Here is a 17,414-nt window from a genome sequence, read left to right as displayed (position 1 = left end):
CTTACTGTTACGGAACGGGTATTTTGTGCCAACCACTCTTCACAGCCAAGGCACTTGGTACTGTCCCAAGGTCTATTGCGACGAACCGCTTTGTCTTGGGATAATTGTCGGAACTGTTCTATCGACGCAATCGAGTACAGGAATCTAGTGGGTCTTATTTGGATTATTTTCTTGTTTGTTTTGATGCCGCTGTGCTTTCGTCGCCAAACAAAGAGGCCAGAATATAAAGCACTAATGGAGTCTGGTCAGCTCATAAACCTCAATTTACTTACGCTTGCGTCGGCATGGCTCCGAAAAAAGGACGATCCACTAAGGCGCTCCCACATACGGATAGCGCTGATTGGTTTTGTACATTTCTTCGGGCTATTGTTCGGGGGGCTCTTCGGTCTTGTAACTATTATTTTGGCATTTCGTTTTTCGGCATAAGTGTGACGGTGTGCTTGGTCACTTAGGGCTCAAAGCGGTCCCGGCTCGGGTGCTTGCTCAATGACATCCTAGCATTGGAGCGGTGAAGCTACCGCTGTTCAAGTATTGAACAAAAAATGCATCACATCGCCGTCCTTGACGATGTAACCTTTACCCTCGGCTCGCATCTTGCCCGCTTCTTTCGCGCCCTGTTCCCCATTGGCGGCGATATAGTCATCATAGGCGATGGTCTCGGCGCGGATGAAGCCTTTCTCGAAATCGCCGTGGATCACGCCAGCCGCCTGTGGTGCGGCGGTGCCGGTGCGGATGGTCCAGGCGCGGGCCTCTTTCGGGCCTACGGTGAAATAGGTTTCCAGCTTGAGCAGATCGTAACCAGCGCGGATCAGGCGGTCGAGGCCGGGTTCTTCTAGCCCCATTTCCTCAAGGAACATCTGCGCTTCCTCGTTTTCCAGCAGGCTGATCTCTTCTTCGATCTTAGCACTGATGATGACATGAGCATTGCCCTGCGCAGCTGCCATCTCGGCAACCTTGGCGGAATATTCATTGCCCTCAGCGGCTTCTTCCTCGGACACGTTGCAGACATAGAGCACCGGTTTGGTGGTCAGCAGCTGCAGCATCTTCCAGGCTTTGGCGTCTTCGTCCGAGACTTCGACCAATCGCGCGGGCTTGCCGTTTTCCAGCATCAACTGTGCCTCGGCCAGCAGGCGATCCTGCTGCTGCGCCTCTTTGTCGTTCCCCTTCAGCTTGCGCACCAGATTGGCACGGCGCTTTTCAATACTTTCCAGATCGGCCAGCATAAGCTCGGTTTCGATCGTGTCCGCATCCGCCACGGGATCGACACGACCATCCACATGGGTCACATCACCATCCTCAAAACAGCGCAGAACATGAGCAATCGCATCGGTCTCACGGATATTTGCCAGGAATTGGTTTCCAAGTCCTTCGCCCTTTGATGCGCCTTTTACCAGACCGGCGATATCTACAAAGGTCATGCGCGTTGGAATGATCTGTTTAGAACTGGCGATCGCCGCCAATTTGTCCAGGCGATCATCAGGAACAGCAACATCACCCACGTTGGGTTCGATGGTACAGAATGGGAAATTCGCCGCCTGGGCTGCCGCAGTTTTTGTCAGCGCATTGAAGAGGGTCGATTTGCCAACATTCGGCAAACCCACGATTCCCATTTTAAAGCCCATGACGGCCTCCTGATACCATTCGAGCGCCGCTTCTAGGCAGGTCTGGCGCAATGCGCAAGGCGTAGCACTCCCTCCCACCTCCGAGTCTGATCTGCCACTTCACGAAATTGGCATGACATTGTGTTCTTGCCCTCATTGAATTCCTGCACTTACAGTCCCCAATAAAACTAATACCAACGAACGACGGACATAGTAGGTACGATGAAACCCCTTGTTATTCTGGCCTTCGCGCTGGCGGCGACTTCTGCGCATGCACAATCCATCATTTTCGGCGCTGGCTACGCAGATTACTCCCACAGCGACGGAGACGATCAGGCCATTTTTTCGCTTGAGTATCAGCATCGCCCGTTTCACGAGGCAACTCGGTTCAGCGCAACATGGGGTGGGGCTCTCTCGGTTGATACAGACGGCGACACGCATATTGGTGCCGGATTGATCGGAGTATATAGCTTTGCCGACCGATGGTTTATCGAAGGCAGCGTCATGCCCGGCTACTATAGCGAAGGAAGCGATCAGAATGATTTGGGAGGCAGTTTTCAGATTCGCAGCCTGTTGGGTCTTGGTTATACGCTTGAAAGTGGGAACAAACTGTCGGTTGCCATCACGCACAAATCCAATGCTAGTACGCAGGGCGATAACCCCGGTGTGAACTCACTACTGCTGCGGTATCATTACTCGTTCTGATCTCTAGTCCACCAAGCGGGATTGATTTTCAGCGAAAGTTTCTGCACATCAGGTCCAAACCCGAGTGCAAGGACTTCCGATGACCCGTATCGACGCCAAATTCGCCGCTCTGAAAGAACAGGGTAAAAAGGCATTTGTAGCTTATGTCATGGCCGGGGATCCCGACTATGAAACGTCGCTGGAGGTCGTAAAGGGTTTGCCCGGCGCAGGCGTCGATGTGATCGAACTGGGCCTGCCCTTTACCGACCCGATGGCGGATGGCCCCACCATCCAGGCCGCTGGTCAACGGGCGTTGGATGGCGGGATGACGTTGCAGCGCACGCTTGATCTGGCACGCGCTTTCCGCGAAACCGATGATACCACGCCGATTGTGCTGATGGGATACTACAACCCGATCTACAGTCGAGGAGTTGAGACCTTTCTGACGGATGCAAAGTCTGCCGGAATTGACGGGCTGATCGTCGTCGACCTGCCACCTGAAGAAGACGAAGAGCTTTGCCTGCCAGCACAGGCTGCCGGGTTGAACTTTATCAGGCTGGCAACACCGACAACCGACGATAACCGCCTACCTCGCGTGCTGCAGAACACGTCTGGCTTTGTTTATTACGTGTCGATTACCGGCATCACCGGCGCTGCTGAGGCGCAGGCGACCGATGTCGGACCCGAGGTTGCACGGATCAAAGCCGCAACCGATTTACCGGTCATTGTCGGGTTCGGGATCAATACGCCAGAGAAGTCACGCAACATTGCCAGCGTGTCAGATGGCGCCGTTGTCGGGTCCGCGATTGTCAGCCAAATCGGGTCTGGAAAACCAGTGTCCGAGGTGTTGGACTTCGTCAAATCACTTGCTGACGGCGCGCACACCGCCTGATAACTCATGTTATTTCAAATCGGTGTTCACTGCAGCAGGCGTTCAACTTGCTGCGGTATTTTTCGTTTTTAACCACGCGGCAACCAACCGCAGTTGATCGCCATTGCAGGGCGAAGGAAAAATTGGTAAAGAAACTTAACCAATCCTGCGGAAGCCAGATCCATGCCGACAATTACCAATATCGAAGATCTCAAATGGATCTATAAACGCCGGGTTCCACGCATGTTTTTTGACTATGCGGAAAGCGGCAGTTGGACGGAACAAACATTCCGCGAGAACACCTCGGATTTCGAAGACATCCGCCTGCGTCAGCGGGTGGCCGTAGATATGACCGGGCGCTCGACCGCGTCGCAGATGATCGGACAGGATGTGTCGATGCCGGTGGCACTGGCTCCGGTAGGTCTCACAGGCATGCAACACGCAGATGGTGAGATCAAAGCGGCCAAAGCTGCCGAGGCCTTTGGCGTGCCCTTCACCCTTTCGACGATGTCAATCAACTCGATCGAAGATGTTGCTGAAAACACGACCGCTCCGTTCTGGTTCCAACTCTATACAATGAAGGATCAAGACTACGTCGGGCGACTAATCCAGCGCGCGAAGGATGCGAAATGCTCAGCCTTGGTGATCACGCTCGACCTGCAAATCCTCGGTCAGCGACACAAGGACTTGAAGAATGGCCTCTCCGCCCCTCCAAAGCTGACCCCCAAAACCATTGCCAACCTGATGACAAAATGGGCCTGGGGTATCGAAATGCTGGGCGCCAAGCGCCGGGAATTCGGTAACATCGTCGGTCATGTCGACAGCATCACCGATACCCGCTCACTGGGAACATGGACTGCTGAACAGTTCGATCCCAGCCTCGACTGGGGCAAGGTTGAGAAGCTGATGGAACAGTGGGGCGGCAAAGTAATCCTCAAGGGTATATTGGACGCCGAAGACGCAAAGATGGCCGCCAAGCTGGGTGCGGACGCCATCGTCGTATCAAATCACGGCGGGCGACAGCTGGACGGTGCACTCAGTTCAATCCGGGTTCTGCCTGAGATCATGGATGCCGTTGGCAATGATGTCGAAGTGCATCTGGATAGCGGCATTCGTTCGGGGCAAGACGTGCTAAAGGCTCTGGCGCTTGGGGCCAAAGGAACCTTCATAGGCCGCGCCTTTGTTTATGGGCTGGGTGCGATGGGTCAGAAGGGTGTGACGACGGCTTTGGAGGTAATCCAGAAAGAGCTCGATACAACGATGGCACTTTGCGGTGAGCGCAACGTGGCTGATCTGGGGCGCCACAATCTTCTGGTCCCGGAAGACTTCGGCGGCCGCTGGCAGGCCTGATCCTCGACTTACCAAAAAAAGGGGGCGCTGCCCCTGCCGCCTTTGGGCGTCTCCCCCGAGATATTTGCAGCCCAATGAAGAAGTGGACCCCATCTTCATCTGGCCCTAAATAACCCGGAGCGCGAGGCAGAGCCTCGCAAAATTCCTCAGGCCACAAAAAGCCCTTTCCAAACCAATTGAATCAAGCTAAGGACGCGGCTTCACGCGGGCATACAGCCTTGGAGGATGCCCGCCCTAACATTGGAGAATTATCATGGCTGGAGAGATTCCTGATCTCGTAGCTCTGGAACGGACGGGGACAGGCAAGGGCGCCGCTCGTCAAGCACGCCGCGACGGCATGGTTCCGGGCATTGTGTTTGGTGGCGACAAAGACCCGCTGCCGATCCAAATCCCGTTCAACGTCCTGTTCAAGCGACTGAAAGCAGGCCGGTTCAAGTCGACCCTGTGGAACCTGAAGGTTGAAGGCCACGAAGACGTTCGCGTCATCTGCCGCGACGTTCAGCGTGACGTTGTCAAAGACCTGCCGACACACCTGGACCTGATGCGCCTGCGTCGGACCACAAAGATCGCGCTGTTCATACCTGTTGAATTCGTCAACGAAGAAGCGGCCCCCGGCATCAAGAAGGGTGGCGTTCTGACCGTTGTGCGTCCAGAAGTTGAACTGTTGTGCACCGCGGGTGACATTCCTGAGAAGATCACCGTTGATCTGACAGGCATGGAAATCAACGACGTTGTCACCATTTCTTCGGTTGATCTGCCTGCTGGCACCAAACCAACCATCGATCGTGACTTCGTGATCGCCAACGTTTCGGCACCCACCGGTCTGTCGACAAGCGACGATGAAGAGGGTGAAGAGGGCGAAGTTGCAGCTGATGAAGTTGAAGTCATCGGCCAGGACGAAGCTGAAGAATAAGTTCGGATCATATCCGAATAGTGTAACGGGGCTCGTTTGTAGCCCCGTTTTTTTATGCAGATGTTGGGCTGGAAACGAGACGGTAAGATGTGGCATCAACCGCTGAGATTACGCTGTTAAGGACGATGCGATGAAACTGTTTGTCGGCTTAGGAAATCCCGGGCAGAAATACGCCCGTAACCGGCACAATATCGGGTTTATGGCATTGGAGCGGATCGCCGAAGACCATGGCTTTGGCCCGTGGAAATCTAAATTTCAGGCTGAGATCGCCGAAGGTCGCCTGGGCGGGCAGAAAGTGCTGCTGGTCAAACCTCAGACATTTATGAACCGTTCGGGCCAGTCCGTGGGCGAGGCAATGCGGTTCTACAAACTCGATTCGACCGACGTGACCGTCTTCCATGATGAGCTTGATTTGGCCCCGGGCAAGGTACGTGTGAAAGCTGGCGGCGGACATGCGGGACATAACGGGTTGCGGTCGATCCACGAACATATCAGCCCGGCCTATGATCGCGTGCGGCTGGGCATTGGGCATCCGGGCCGTAAGGAAATGGTCTCACCCTATGTTCTGAGTGATTTTGCCAAAGCCGATGCAGACTGGCTGGATAGCGTCCTGCGCGGGGTTTCGGATGGTGCGGATTATCTTGCCGATGACGAAAGCGGCAAGTTCATGAATGCTGTTGCTTTGCGAACCGCTCCGCCAAGATCGTCGAAGCAGTCTGGCAAACCTGAAAGCCCCCCTAAAACGAGAGTCGAGGCCGCATCTGTTCCAGATGAGCGTTCAGCCATGCAGAAGCTGTTGGACAAATTCAGGTAATGCTTCCGCAACGTAGTAATTGCGTAATGGAACTGACCAGGGTCCACTGTTAGGTGTAATGGGAGACTTCGGATGAGATCTGCTTTTAAGTGGCTGCTACGTCTTGTGTTGGCTCTGGCGTTAGCGGCGTTGGTGGTCGGCTTTTGGAAACGCGAAGAGATTCAACGCCTGATGGCCGTGAACTCTTTGTTTTCAGAAGAAAAGATCGTGTATAATTTTTCGCACATGAACGAGGCGTTTCTGACCACCGATTTGCCGCGCGGTGACGGCCCGACCTGGGAACTGCCTTATGGCCCCGGTTTCGATCTGCCCGATGGAACTGACCAGTGGATCGAAGATCGCGCGGTAACTTCTTTGCTTGTGATGCAAGACGGAGCGATCCGATTTGAGGAGTATTATCTGGGCACCGGACCCGATGACCGGAGGATTTCGTGGTCAGTTGCAAAAAGCTATTTGTCGGCCCTGTTTGGTATTCTGATGGCCGAGGGTGCTATTTCATCGCTGGATGACCCGGTTGCACAATACGCCCCAGAGCTCAAGGGCAGCGCCTATGACACTGCGACGATCCGCAATGTCTTGAATATGGCCAGCGGCGTGACCTTCGACGAAGATTATCTGGATTACGACTCTGACATCAACCGAATGGGGCGTGTGGTTGCCTTGGGTGGTGAGCTGGATGATTTTGCGGCCTCACTGCGGGACAGCTTTGTCGCGCCGGGCGAAACTTGGCAATATGTGTCCATAGATACCCATGTAATCGGAATGGTTATCCGGGGCGCGACAGGGCGCAGCGTCGCAGAGCTGCTGACCGAGAAAGTGATCGAGCCGCTGGGGTTGGAGCGGGACGGTTACTACATCACCGATGGCGCAGGCGTTGCATTTGTTTTGGGCGGTCTCAACTTCACAACGCGCGATTTTGCACGGTTCGGGCAGTTGATTTTGCAGGGTGGCGAACGCGATGGCCGGCAGATTGTACCTGCGGATTGGATCGACACATCTACTTGGCCTAGCGCCCCGACAGACCCCGGCGAGATCGGTTATGGCTATCAGTGGTGGATACCTGTTGGGGCGCATGAGGGTGAATTCATGGCGCGCGGCATCTATGGCCAGTATATCTATTTCGACCAGCCACGCGGGGTCTTGATCGTGACAACTGGCGCTGACCGAAAGTTCCGCGAACCCGGCGTCAACGAGCTGAATGTCGAAATGTTCCGCAAAATTGCGCAAAGCCTGTAAGATGCAGCCATGCAAAAGCTAGACAGCATCAATGTTCTGGGAGGCGTACTCGCCCCTTGTTCTCGCGATCCTCTGACCGGGTTCTTTCGCGACGGCGTGTGCAACACCTGCCCGGAAGACCAGGGCAGCCACACGGTTTGCGCAGTAATGACCGCTGAGTTTTTGGCGTACTCGAAATATGTCGGCAATGACCTGAGCACGCCTCGACCTGAATTCGATTTCCCAGGTCTCAAACCCGGCGATAGCTGGTGCCTATGTGCGTCGCGCTTCTTGCAAGCCTATGACGAGGGCTGTGCACCCTTGGTCCACCTTGAAGCCACCCATCAGAGAGCGTTGGATATCGTTCCCCTGCATATCCTGCAGGCGCAGCGTTCCGAAGACGAGACCTAGATCGCGGTCGCCCGATATCCACGTGACGTGCGCGATGGAGGCCCGGTCGGAAAGCTGTGTTCAGCTTGCAGATCCCATCCTGAGCGGGACAACATCTCCACCACCGTCTCTGGCCTGTAGGTCCGGTGCCGCCACTGAAACCAGATGATCGCATTGCACCAATGCGGTTTGCTCACGACCAGCCAGAGCGTCGCCCCGGGTTCGGCAAGATCGCGCATTTGGCGCAGAGCCTCAGTAGGGTCGGCGCAATGTTCCAGAACATGCGCGGCCAGTAGGCAGTCAAATCGGGCCTCCGGCTGAAAATCGTCCAATCGGGATTGAATGAGCGTCGCATCGAATCCGCGGCGCTGCAAAGCTGAATGCGCCAAGTGCAGCATCCGGGCAGAAGGCTCGAGCAGCGCGATGTTACCTTCGGGCCGGATGACTGTGCGTGCTTCGGCGAAAGCACCCGTCCCACACCCGATATCCAGCGCATTACGCCCCAAGTCTGCAAGCGGTTCTGACGACAGAAATCCTAGGTAGGCATCAAAATACCCTAGCAGCCGCATCTTATCCGACCAGCCGGGGGCTGCCTGATCGTATTTTTGGTCAAGCCGATTAAGTTCAGCCTTTGAGGACGCGCCGCTCATGATTAGCAAACTGGCACAGTTCCTCAAAGGCGCAAAGCCTGTTTTGGGTGATCAGTCTGCTGTACGGCCTTCGGTGTCGGACATGTCGAAGTTCAGGTATTTCGCAACCGTCTGCACATCCTTGTCGCCGCGTCCGCACATGTTCATGCAGATCAGGTGATCTTTGGGCAAATCTGGTGCGATCTTCATCACATGCGCCAGCGCATGACTGGGCTCGAGCGCCGGGATGATGCCCTCGGTCGCACAGCACAGCTGAAACGCCTCCAGCGCCTCGTTGTCGGTGATTGAGACATAGTTGGCACGGCCGATATCGTTCAGCCAGGAATGCTCAGGCCCGATCCCCGGATAATCCAGACCCGCCGAGATGGAATAGCCTTCGAGAATTTGCCCGTCATCATCCTGTAGCAGATAGGTGCGGTTGCCATGCAGCACGCCCGGACGACCACCAGTGAGCGAGGCGCAATGCTCCATCTTCTCGTTCACGCCCTTGCCGCCTGCTTCGACACCGATGATGTTGACCTCTTTGTCATCAAGGAACGGATAGAACAGGCCCATCGCATTCGATCCACCGCCAATGGCTGCGATGATGGTGTCGGGTAGACGACCTTCGGCCTTGTGCATCTGCTCTTTGGCTTCCTTACCGATGATCGACTGGAAATCGCGTACCATCGCCGGGTACGGGTGCGGACCGGCCACTGTGCCGATGCAATAGAAGGTGTCGCGCACATTGGTTACCCAGTCGCGCAGCGCGTCGTTCATCGCGTCTTTCAGCGTACCCCGACCGCTTGTCACCGGAATCACCTCAGCCCCAAGCAGGCGCATACGGAATACATTCGGGGCCTGACGCTGTACGTCATGCGCGCCCATATAGACGATGCATTTCAGGCCGAACTTGGCACAGACGGTAGCGGTGGCTACGCCGTGCTGCCCTGCCCCGGTTTCCGCGATGATCCGGGTCTTACCCATGCGGCGCGCAAGAATGATCTGGCCCAGCACGTTATTAATCTTATGCGCACCAGTGTGGTTCAGCTCATCGCGCTTCAGATAGATTTTGGCCCCGCCCAGATGCTCGGTCAGGCGTTCCGCGTAATACAGCGGCGAGGGGCGGCCCACATAGTTGGCCCACAGATCATCCATCTCGGCCCAGAAAGTAGGGTCATCCTTGGCTTTGTTATATTCCTCTTCCAGCGACAGGATCAGCGGCATCAGCGTTTCGCTGACGAACCGTCCGCCGAAGATGCCGAAACGGCCCTGCTCATCCGGGCCGGACATGAAGGAATTAAAAAGATCGTTGGCCATGGGTGTCTCCACTCGTCGTACGCGACTTTCATAGGTGGTAGCGGCAGGATTTGCCATGGCAAAACGCATCATTGCTGATCCTGGACGCATTGCGCCCAGACCTTCAAAGCCTGATCCCTGCTAGGGACAGCAATGCAGGGAAAATGGTGGAATTCATAGGTCTTGGCCAAGCGCGAAGCCGCATCCACCACACATCGATGCGGGCCCGATTGGGCAAATGTCAGCATAGCCTCTACGTCTTCCCAAACACTGAGTGAAAAAAACATGCCCTGATGTAAAAAGACCTGTGCTTCCAGGCACAATGGATCGCCGCGCGCCTGAAGCAACGCCTGACGCGCCCGCCAGAATAGTTCCGGCCCGTAGTACCATCGTCTTAACGAAACACCGCCAATTGCCGCAAGCATTGTCTCCTCCCCTTTTCCGGAGATACGCAGCAGACAATTGTTCAGATCACCGTGTGGCGTCGATAAATGCGCTGATCAAGGCCTCATCCTTGATACCCGGAGCACTTTCAACGCCCGAAGCGACGTCCACTTGCCGGGCTCCTGTGGTACGAATGGCCTCCGCCACGTTGTCGGGAGTTAAACCACCCGCCAGCATCCACGGCTTGCGCCAATACTTCCGCCCGGCCATAAGACGCCAATCGAACGCCAAGCCGTTGCCGCCCGGTAGAACAGCATTTTTTGGTGGTTTGGCATCGATCAAAATCTGGTCAGCGACGTCGCTAAAGGCATCAATCGCATCCAAGTCTTCAGCATCAGCCACTCCAATGACCTTCATCACTGGCAACCCATAGCGTGATTTGATTTCCGAGACCCGTTCGATGCTTTCGCCACCGTGCAACTGCAACATATCGAACGGTGCGGTTTCGGTAATCTGATCCAAAACCTCGTTCGACTCATTCACAACCAAAGCCACCTTAGCGACCCCAACAGGCACAGATTGCATCAACTCTGCCGCTTGCACAGCGGATACGTAACGCGGCGATTTAGGAAAGAAATTGAAGCCAAGATACCGTGCACCTGCTTCAACTGCCGCACGCACATGATCAGGTGCGGTAAGACCGCATATTTTGACACTGATTTCACCGGACATAGTCGGCCTCAGCTTGCCTCATCCAGCAGAGCGAGCACATCATCCTGCCCATCGTTCTGCTTTTTCTTGAGCTTCTTGACCTCGCGCTCAAGCTTGCGCACTTCGCTTTTCTTCACAGTGGCGTCTTTACGGTGCTTGTGCTCACGCAGCCACTCCCAAAGGAAGCCGATGACCAGACCGGCCACAACGCCACCAAGGACAACCAAGAACAGAGGGAGCGAGGTTGAAAAGTTGAACCCAAGCAACTCTGCCAGTGCATCCGGCATCAGCTTTAGTTCAACCAGTTCACGATTGGCCAGAGAGATGGAGACCAATATGATCCCTAAGGCAGCAAGAAAAGCATAACGAATGTAGCGCATCATGACTTACGCTTTACCGTTCAACCGATCCCTTAGCAACTTGCCGGTCTTGAAAAACGGAACACATTTTTCTTCGACCTGTACGGTTTCTCCGGTGCGGGGATTTCGCCCTACACGAGCATCGCGTTTTTTCACGGAGAAAGCGCCAAAGCCGCGCAGCTCAACGCGATCACCGCGCGACATTGCATCGGTCACTTCTTCAAAAACCGTATTTACAATCCGTTCGACGTCGCGCTGATAAAGATGCGGGTTTTCGTCGGCGATTTTTTGAATCAGTTCTGAACGGATCATGCGTAATACCCTCCCAGGCGTCCGGTATGTCTGGCCTACTGATTTGACAGTATAGGAAAAAACCCGGTTTGGGGGAACGCATACTCTGCATCGATTGGACTTATTTTGCCACATTCTAACGCGAATATTAGCGCACAAGCTCGTTTTCTACACCTATTGAGCGAACATGACGGGAAAAAACCCGGATAATTGGAACATATTGATTCGCAACAAAAACGGCCTCGCGCATGCGCACGGGGCCGAATTTCTTGGTTAGGCTTTCGCCCTGAATCAGTCGCCGGACTTCAGCGCTGCACCCAGGATATCGCCCAGCGATGCGCCAGAGTCGGAAGAACCGTACTGTTCCACGGCTTCTTTCTCTTCGGCGATTTCGCGTGCCTTGATCGACAGGCCCAGACGGCGGGTCTTGCTGTCGACGTTTGTGACGCGGACGTCGACCTTGTCACCGACCGAGAAACGCTCGGGGCGCTGTTCGGCGCGGTCACGGGACAGGTCCGAACGGCGGATGAAGGATTTCATGCCTTCGTATTCCACCTCGATGCCGCCATCTTCAATCGCGGTCACTTCGACGGTTACGATCGAGCCACGCTTCACGCCGCCCACGGCTTCGGCGAACTTGTCACCGCCCAGGGCTTTGATCGACAGCGAGATACGCTCTTTTTCGACATCAACTTCCGAGACAACGGCCGAAACCATGTCGCCCTTGCGGTAGTTCTGGATCGCATCTTCGCCACGCTCGTCCCAGGACAGGTCCGACAGGTGAACCATGCCGTCGATGTCGCCTTCGAGGCCAATGAACAGTCCGAATTCGGTGATGTTCTTGACTTCGCCTTCGACCTCGGTGCCCTCGGGGTGTGTTTCTGCAAACACTTCCCATGGGTTGCGCTGAGTCTGCTTCAGGCCCAGAGATACGCGACGCTTGGCGCCGTCGATTTCCAGAACCATGACGTCGACTTCCTGGCTGGTCGAAACGATCTTGCCGGGGTGGACGTTTTTCTTGGTCCAGGACATCTCGGACACGTGCACCAGACCTTCGACACCAGCTTCCAGTTCGACGAACGCGCCGTAGTCGGTGATGTTGGTGACGCGACCCTGATGGACCGAGCCCAGCGGGTACTTGGCAGCAACCAGATCCCACGGATCTTCCTGCAGCTGCTTCATGCCCAGGCTGATGCGGTGGGTCTCTTTGTTGATCTTGATGACCTGAACCTTGATGGTTTCGCCGATCGTCAGGATCTCGGACGGGTGGTTCACACGACGCCATGCCATGTCGGTGACGTGCAGCAGGCCGTCAACGCCGCCCAGGTCAACAAATGCACCGTATTCGGTGATGTTCTTGACGACACCCTCGACGGTCTGACCTTCGGACAGGTTGCCGATAACTTCGGCACGCTGTTCGGCACGCGATTCTTCCAGGATTGCGCGGCGCGACACAACGATGTTGCCACGGCGACGGTCCATTTTCAGAATCTGGAACGGTTGCTTCAGACCCATCAGCGGGCCAGCGTCGCGCACGGGGCGAACGTCAACCTGCGAGCCGGGCAGGAACGCGACTGCGCCACCCAGATCGACGGTGAAGCCACCTTTGACGCGACCAAAGATTGCACCTTCGACGCGCTGGTCGTCGGCATATGCTTTTTCCAGACGATCCCATGCCTCTTCACGGCGGGCCATCTCGCGCGAGATGACGGCTTCGCCGCGGGCGTTTTCTGCGGCGCGCAGGTAAACTTCGACCTCGTCACCAACAGCGATTTCAGGGGCTTCGCCGGGATTTGCGAATTCTTTCAGATCAACGCGGCCTTCCATTTTGTAGCCTACGTCGATGATGGCTTGGCCGGCTTCGATCGCCAGAACCTTGCCTTTGACAACAGAACCCTCTTCGGGTGTGTCCATTTCGAAGCTTTCATTCAGGAGGGCTTCGAATTCCTCCATGGATGCGTTAGCCATGTGGCGTTGTTTTCCTTTACAGTACGTTTTTGCTGGCCGAGCGGTTGTCTCCGCCGGTCTTGTTTCATGATGTCTTCAGGCGTGATCCGGTGCGCCCCTGAGCAAACAAACACAAAGGGCCGAGGTTACCCGGCCCTGCTCAGAAACGTCATCCGGACGTTGACCGCCCTTGTATCGACAGCGCGCGTATAGGCGGATTCCAATGCTTGCGCAAGTGCAAAGCCAACAAACGCTGGCTTATGCGGCGGGATCAGCGCTTGATTGCTTGCCCGGCGTGCCCCAGATCAACGCATCTTGCTGCAACATGGATCGCTCAATGGCGTCAAGCCGCAGAATAGCGGCCATGGGATTTGCCGAACCCCCAGCTTGGTCCCAGATTTTGAGAGCCGAGGCCGGACTCCATGGCAAACAGGCAGACGCCAGCCACTGCCTAAGGCCTTGCGGTAATGCGTCATAGGCCTGCATCGGCGAGCCCCGCCGCCTACGACGTTTGAGCTGAGTCCGCAAATTACGGCCTGAATTGCCTTTGATCGCCCTACCGGCGTTGGCAGGGATCACACCTCGTTTTACATCGTAACGCGCAGACACACAGAAACTCCATCTTTCAAGCCTGTGTTACGATATCATATAACATAACCCTTCTAGCAAGACGTTCTTTGGGCCGTACTGTCGGAAATTAGATTTCCTCGCCCTTTTTTAACAGTTCCTTGAACAGCTCTTGCTGCAACTCACCGCTGTCGCCGCCGCCAAACTGTGCTCCTCCGCTGGAATAGAGGGTGCCATATGTTTGTGCGATGTTCACAGTTTGCGCGATACCCGAAATCAATTGATCCCTTTCCAGCGACAAAAGCGGGTGCAAGAACACCGCCCAAACCCTACCGTTCGCGATCGCATATCGCGCATCCAATGCCGTATCGAAATTGGCCTGCATCATCCGTTGCATGTCGGCCTGAGTCAGACCGTCTGCAGGTCGGATCGGAACCATCACGCGCATACGGTCCGCATTGATATCCGTCACAACAAATACGCGCACCTCCGAGATCGTCAGTTCAAAACCAGGCCCGTGGGGTTGCGCTTCGGGATCCAGTGCAAACAGGATTTTACCCAGACGTTCGTAGGTCATCGGGGGTTCATTGATCGGAGACGGGGTTTCAGCTTCCTGAGCAGCGATGCCTGTGGCTGTTAACACCAGAAACAGAACTATTCGGATCATGTGGCGCCTCCTACAGATATAGAAACGACAATATGACGTTCAGCTCTGACGAACCAAACAAAGCTCTGTGAACACTTATCACACATCATGCATCGGTTAGGACGATCTGCAATACTTTGCGTTCTATCGGCGATTACACGTCCGAAAAGCCTTTCCTATTTTCACCCCATCGGCCGACGACTGTTGCGGCCAGGAACCAAATGGAAAGGAATAACCAAATGAAATCTCTTGCCCTTACGGCCCTTGCGATGACACTTGCCCTTACTGCCCCTGCATTTGCTGCAGATGAAATAAACGTCTCAAAGGGTATCTCTGCTGCTGGCGCTCCATTGGCGGTACATGGTGTAGATCTGGTGGCCCTGGTGAATGACGGCAATCCGGTCGAGGGTTTTGCAGCCCATACAGCGACCTATGACGGCGCGTCCTACTATTTCACCAGTGCTGCAAACCTTGAAGCGTTTGAGGCCAACCCAGCAGCATACTTGCCTCAACACGGTGGATATTGCTCATTCGGTGTTTCGGTCGGAAAGAAATTTGACGGCGACCCGGATCAATATCTGGTTGCCGACGGAAAGCTGTTCTTGTTCCTGAACGCAGACACCCGTGCATCTTTCCTGAAAGACGTCACCGGGACAGCAAAAACCGCCGATGATCAGTGGGCCAACATCAAAAGCATCGCTGTAGGCGAGCTGTAAGGAATTGGCCCTGCCTGAAGGCGATTATGCTTTAGGCAGGGTCATTTCGATGACTTCGATCGCACGGGCCAGTGCAGCATCGACACTCAGGTCCGAGGTATCCAGCAGCACAGCATCAACTGCGGGCTTCATCGGTGCAGTGCTGCGTTCAGCATCGCGGGCATCGCGTTCTTTGACGTCTGCCAGCACCTGTTCGCGCGAGACGTCATCGTCTTTGGCTGCAAGCTCCAGATATCGCCGTTCCGCGCGCACTTCGGCACTGGCCGTGACGAACAGTTTGACCTCGGCATTCGGACAAATAACGGTTCCAATATCACGACCGTCAAGAACTGCGCCTCCGACACGTCGCGCAAAGGCACGTTGGAAATCAACCAGCGCGCTACGAACCTCGGGTATGACAGCCACTTTTGAGGCCGCCTGTGCGATCTCGGCCGTACGAAGGTCATCCTGACCCAACTCTTCTGCGGTTAGAGATTGCGCCGCCGTAACAGGCTCTTCCCCTTGCAGCATGCGTCGTCCAACCGCTCGGTAAAGCAATCCAGTATCCAGATGGGCAAACCCAAAATGCGCGGCTACCGCCTTCGAGATCGTGCCCTTACCTGCCGCAGCAGGGCCGTCGATCGCAACCGTATACCGCTGCTCGAGCATCAGACCGGCCGGTTGTCGCGAAGCAGCTTGGCACCCAAACCCGTCATCAACGGCTCAAAGATCGGGAACGAAGTTGCAATCGGACCACCATCATCTACCGAAACCGCCTTTTTCGCGCCCATACCCATCACCATGAAGGACATGGCAATGCGGTGATCGAGGAAACTCTCACAAATGCCGCCGCCGGGAACACCACCAATGCCTAGGCCCTCGACTGACCACCAATCGTCACCCTCGTCTACCGTCACGCCATTCGCGCGCAGGCCACGCGCCATTGCATCGATCCGGTCACTTTCCTTGACGCGTAACTCTTTGACGCCGCCCATAATCATTGTGCCGGTTGCATTGGCGGCAACAACGGACAGCACAGGGTATTCGTCAATCATCGAGGCAGCGCGTTCTGGCGGGACGGAAATTCCCTTCATATTCGGCGAGTATTTTGCCCGCAGATCTGCAACGGGCTCACCACCCTCTTCGCGCTCGTTCTCATAGGTAAGATCCGCACCCATCTCGCGTAGCGTTGTAAACAAACCTGCACGCGTGGGGTTCAATCCGATGCCCGGCACCAAAACGTCCGATCCGGGGGTAATCAGCGCGGCACATACTGGGAACGCTGCGCTAGATGGGTCACGCGGCACCGCAATGACCTGCGGCTTCAATTCTGGACGCCCGGTCAGGGTAATCACTCGACCCTCGTCGGTATCCTCGACGGTGATTTCTGCGCCGAACCCGGCCAGCATCCGTTCGGAATGATCACGGGTTGCCTCTTTCTCGATTACCACGGTCTTGCCGGGGGCATTCAGCCCTGCCAGCAGAACAGCGGATTTCACCTGAGCCGATGGCACAGGCACCTCGTAACGAACCGGGATGGGGTCCGCAGCGCCGACAATGGTCATCGGCAGGCGTCCACCATTACGACCGACAGATTGCGTACCAAACAGCACCAGAGGATCGGTGACCCGGGCCATCGGACGTTTGTTCAGGCTGGCATCCCCGGTAAAGGTCGCCGTTATCGGAGAGGTTGCCATCGCTCCCATAATCAGGCGCACACCGGTGCCCGAGTTCCCGCAATCGATCACCTGATCGGGTTCCGCAAAGCCGCCTACGCCTACGCCGTGCACCGACCATTCGCCGCCTCCGTGATCCGTAACTTCGGCCCCGAAGGCCCGCATGGCCTTGGCCGTGTCCAGCACATCCTCGCCCTCAAGCAGGCCCGAAATCCTGGTTTCGCCAACAGCCATCGCCCCGAGGATCAGGGACCGGTGCGAGATTGATTTGTCGCCAGGCACCTCTGCCGTGCCGGTCAGCGGGCCGCATGGATGCGACGTCATCGGGATGGGCGTGCCGTGTCCGGACATGGGGGCTCCTGTTTTCGCTAT

The 17,414-nt window shown here is 55.8% G+C and carries 20 protein-coding genes; 8 read left to right on the top strand and 12 right to left on the bottom strand.

The features are described from left to right. Nucleotides 1-524 precede the first annotated feature (524 nt). Nucleotides 525-1,622, bottom strand: coding sequence for a redox-regulated ATPase YchF (ychF, locus tag ACR3EJ_RS08225; RefSeq protein ID WP_170545588.1), 1,098 nt, complete (start codon nt 1,620-1,622; stop codon nt 525-527). 201 nt (nt 1,623-1,823) lie between these two features. Here ychF and ACR3EJ_RS08220 point away from each other — a divergent pair, with 201 nt between their 5' ends. The 7 genes from ACR3EJ_RS08220 (at nt 1,824) to ACR3EJ_RS08190 (ending at nt 7,859) form a co-directional block, all read left to right on the top strand. After that, nucleotides 1,824-2,306 (top strand): acyloxyacyl hydrolase, encoded by a 483-nt coding sequence (locus tag ACR3EJ_RS08220; RefSeq protein WP_170545591.1) that lies wholly within the window; start codon nt 1,824-1,826, stop codon nt 2,304-2,306. 79 nt (nt 2,307-2,385) lie between these two features. After that, complete coding sequence (trpA, locus tag ACR3EJ_RS08215) at nt 2,386-3,177, top strand: tryptophan synthase subunit alpha (protein ID WP_170477486.1); 792 nt, start codon at nt 2,386-2,388, stop codon at nt 3,175-3,177. A 162-nt stretch (nt 3,178-3,339) separates the two neighbouring features. Next, nucleotides 3,340-4,506: an alpha-hydroxy acid oxidase gene (locus ACR3EJ_RS08210; RefSeq protein ID WP_170703637.1), complete on the top strand. Its 1,167-nt coding sequence runs from the start codon at nt 3,340-3,342 to the stop codon at nt 4,504-4,506. 253 nt (nt 4,507-4,759) lie between these two features. After that, on the top strand, nt 4,760-5,419 hold the full coding sequence (locus ACR3EJ_RS08205) for a 50S ribosomal protein L25/general stress protein Ctc (protein WP_010438055.1): 660 nt from the start codon (nt 4,760-4,762) through the stop codon (nt 5,417-5,419). 130 nt (nt 5,420-5,549) lie between these two features. Continuing rightward, the gene (gene pth, locus ACR3EJ_RS08200; protein ID WP_170545598.1) at nt 5,550-6,233 is read left to right on the top strand and encodes an aminoacyl-tRNA hydrolase; all 684 of its coding nucleotides are present in this window, start codon (nt 5,550-5,552) and stop codon (nt 6,231-6,233) included. A gap of 72 nt (nt 6,234-6,305) precedes the next feature. After that, nucleotides 6,306-7,469, top strand: coding sequence for a serine hydrolase domain-containing protein (locus ACR3EJ_RS08195; protein ID WP_170545601.1), 1,164 nt, complete (start codon nt 6,306-6,308; stop codon nt 7,467-7,469). A gap of 9 nt (nt 7,470-7,478) precedes the next feature. Then, complete coding sequence (locus ACR3EJ_RS08190; protein ID WP_170477497.1) at nt 7,479-7,859, top strand: DUF2237 family protein; 381 nt, start codon at nt 7,479-7,481, stop codon at nt 7,857-7,859. On the opposite strand, the gene ACR3EJ_RS08185 is transcribed toward ACR3EJ_RS08190, so the two are convergent. The 9 genes from ACR3EJ_RS08185 to ACR3EJ_RS08145 all read right to left on the bottom strand — a co-directional run bounded on the left by ACR3EJ_RS08185 (nt 7,856) and on the right by ACR3EJ_RS08145 (nt 14,692). Further along, entirely contained in the window at nt 7,856-8,488 is a 633-nt protein-coding gene (locus tag ACR3EJ_RS08185) for a class I SAM-dependent methyltransferase (RefSeq protein WP_170545604.1), read from the bottom strand. The genes ACR3EJ_RS08190 and ACR3EJ_RS08185 overlap by 4 nt on opposite strands. Before the next feature lie 51 nt (nt 8,489-8,539). Next, the gene (gene trpB / locus ACR3EJ_RS08180) at nt 8,540-9,787 is read right to left on the bottom strand and encodes a tryptophan synthase subunit beta (RefSeq protein ID WP_170545607.1); all 1,248 of its coding nucleotides are present in this window, start codon (nt 9,785-9,787) and stop codon (nt 8,540-8,542) included. A 68-nt stretch (nt 9,788-9,855) separates the two neighbouring features. Then, on the bottom strand, nt 9,856-10,191 hold the full coding sequence (locus tag ACR3EJ_RS08175) for a hypothetical protein (RefSeq protein ID WP_170545609.1): 336 nt from the start codon (nt 10,189-10,191) through the stop codon (nt 9,856-9,858). Between the two features lie 46 nt (nt 10,192-10,237). Next, nucleotides 10,238-10,882 (bottom strand): phosphoribosylanthranilate isomerase, encoded by a 645-nt coding sequence (locus ACR3EJ_RS08170; protein WP_170545612.1) that lies wholly within the window; start codon nt 10,880-10,882, stop codon nt 10,238-10,240. Nucleotides 10,883-10,890: 8 nt separating this feature from the next. Continuing rightward, the gene (locus tag ACR3EJ_RS08165; RefSeq protein WP_170545869.1) at nt 10,891-11,241 is read right to left on the bottom strand and encodes a LapA family protein; all 351 of its coding nucleotides are present in this window, start codon (nt 11,239-11,241) and stop codon (nt 10,891-10,893) included. A 6-nt stretch (nt 11,242-11,247) separates the two neighbouring features. Continuing rightward, a complete protein-coding gene (gene ihfB / locus ACR3EJ_RS08160; RefSeq protein WP_008758048.1) occupies nt 11,248-11,532 on the bottom strand; it encodes an integration host factor subunit beta in 285 nt (94 codons plus the stop codon). Nucleotides 11,533-11,802: 270 nt separating this feature from the next. Next, complete coding sequence (gene rpsA / locus ACR3EJ_RS08155; RefSeq protein WP_010438032.1) at nt 11,803-13,479, bottom strand: 30S ribosomal protein S1; 1,677 nt, start codon at nt 13,477-13,479, stop codon at nt 11,803-11,805. 237 nt (nt 13,480-13,716) lie between these two features. Further along, nucleotides 13,717-14,037 (bottom strand): DUF6525 family protein, encoded by a 321-nt coding sequence (locus ACR3EJ_RS08150; RefSeq protein WP_480423331.1) that lies wholly within the window; start codon nt 14,035-14,037, stop codon nt 13,717-13,719. A 118-nt stretch (nt 14,038-14,155) separates the two neighbouring features. Then, nucleotides 14,156-14,692 (bottom strand): hypothetical protein, encoded by a 537-nt coding sequence (locus ACR3EJ_RS08145; protein WP_170545615.1) that lies wholly within the window; start codon nt 14,690-14,692, stop codon nt 14,156-14,158. Between the two features lie 218 nt (nt 14,693-14,910). Between ACR3EJ_RS08145 and ACR3EJ_RS08140 the strand changes: the two genes are divergently transcribed. Continuing rightward, nucleotides 14,911-15,387: a YHS domain-containing (seleno)protein gene (locus ACR3EJ_RS08140; RefSeq protein ID WP_170545618.1), complete on the top strand. Its 477-nt coding sequence runs from the start codon at nt 14,911-14,913 to the stop codon at nt 15,385-15,387. 24 nt (nt 15,388-15,411) lie between these two features. Here ACR3EJ_RS08140 and ACR3EJ_RS08135 read toward each other — a convergent pair whose 3' ends face one another. Further along, nucleotides 15,412-16,035 carry a (d)CMP kinase gene (locus ACR3EJ_RS08135; RefSeq protein WP_170545621.1) on the bottom strand — a complete coding sequence of 208 codons (624 nt, stop codon included), beginning with the start codon at nt 16,033-16,035 and terminating at the stop codon, nt 15,412-15,414. Then, a complete protein-coding gene (gene aroA, locus ACR3EJ_RS08130) occupies nt 16,035-17,393 on the bottom strand; it encodes a 3-phosphoshikimate 1-carboxyvinyltransferase (protein ID WP_170545625.1) in 1,359 nt (452 codons plus the stop codon). The genes ACR3EJ_RS08135 and aroA overlap by 1 nt, the downstream gene beginning before the upstream one ends. Nucleotides 17,394-17,414: the final 21 nt, after the last annotated feature.

The organism is Ruegeria sp. AB11 (assembly GCF_056536325.1).
This window is presented reverse-complemented; position numbering and strand designations above follow the sequence as displayed.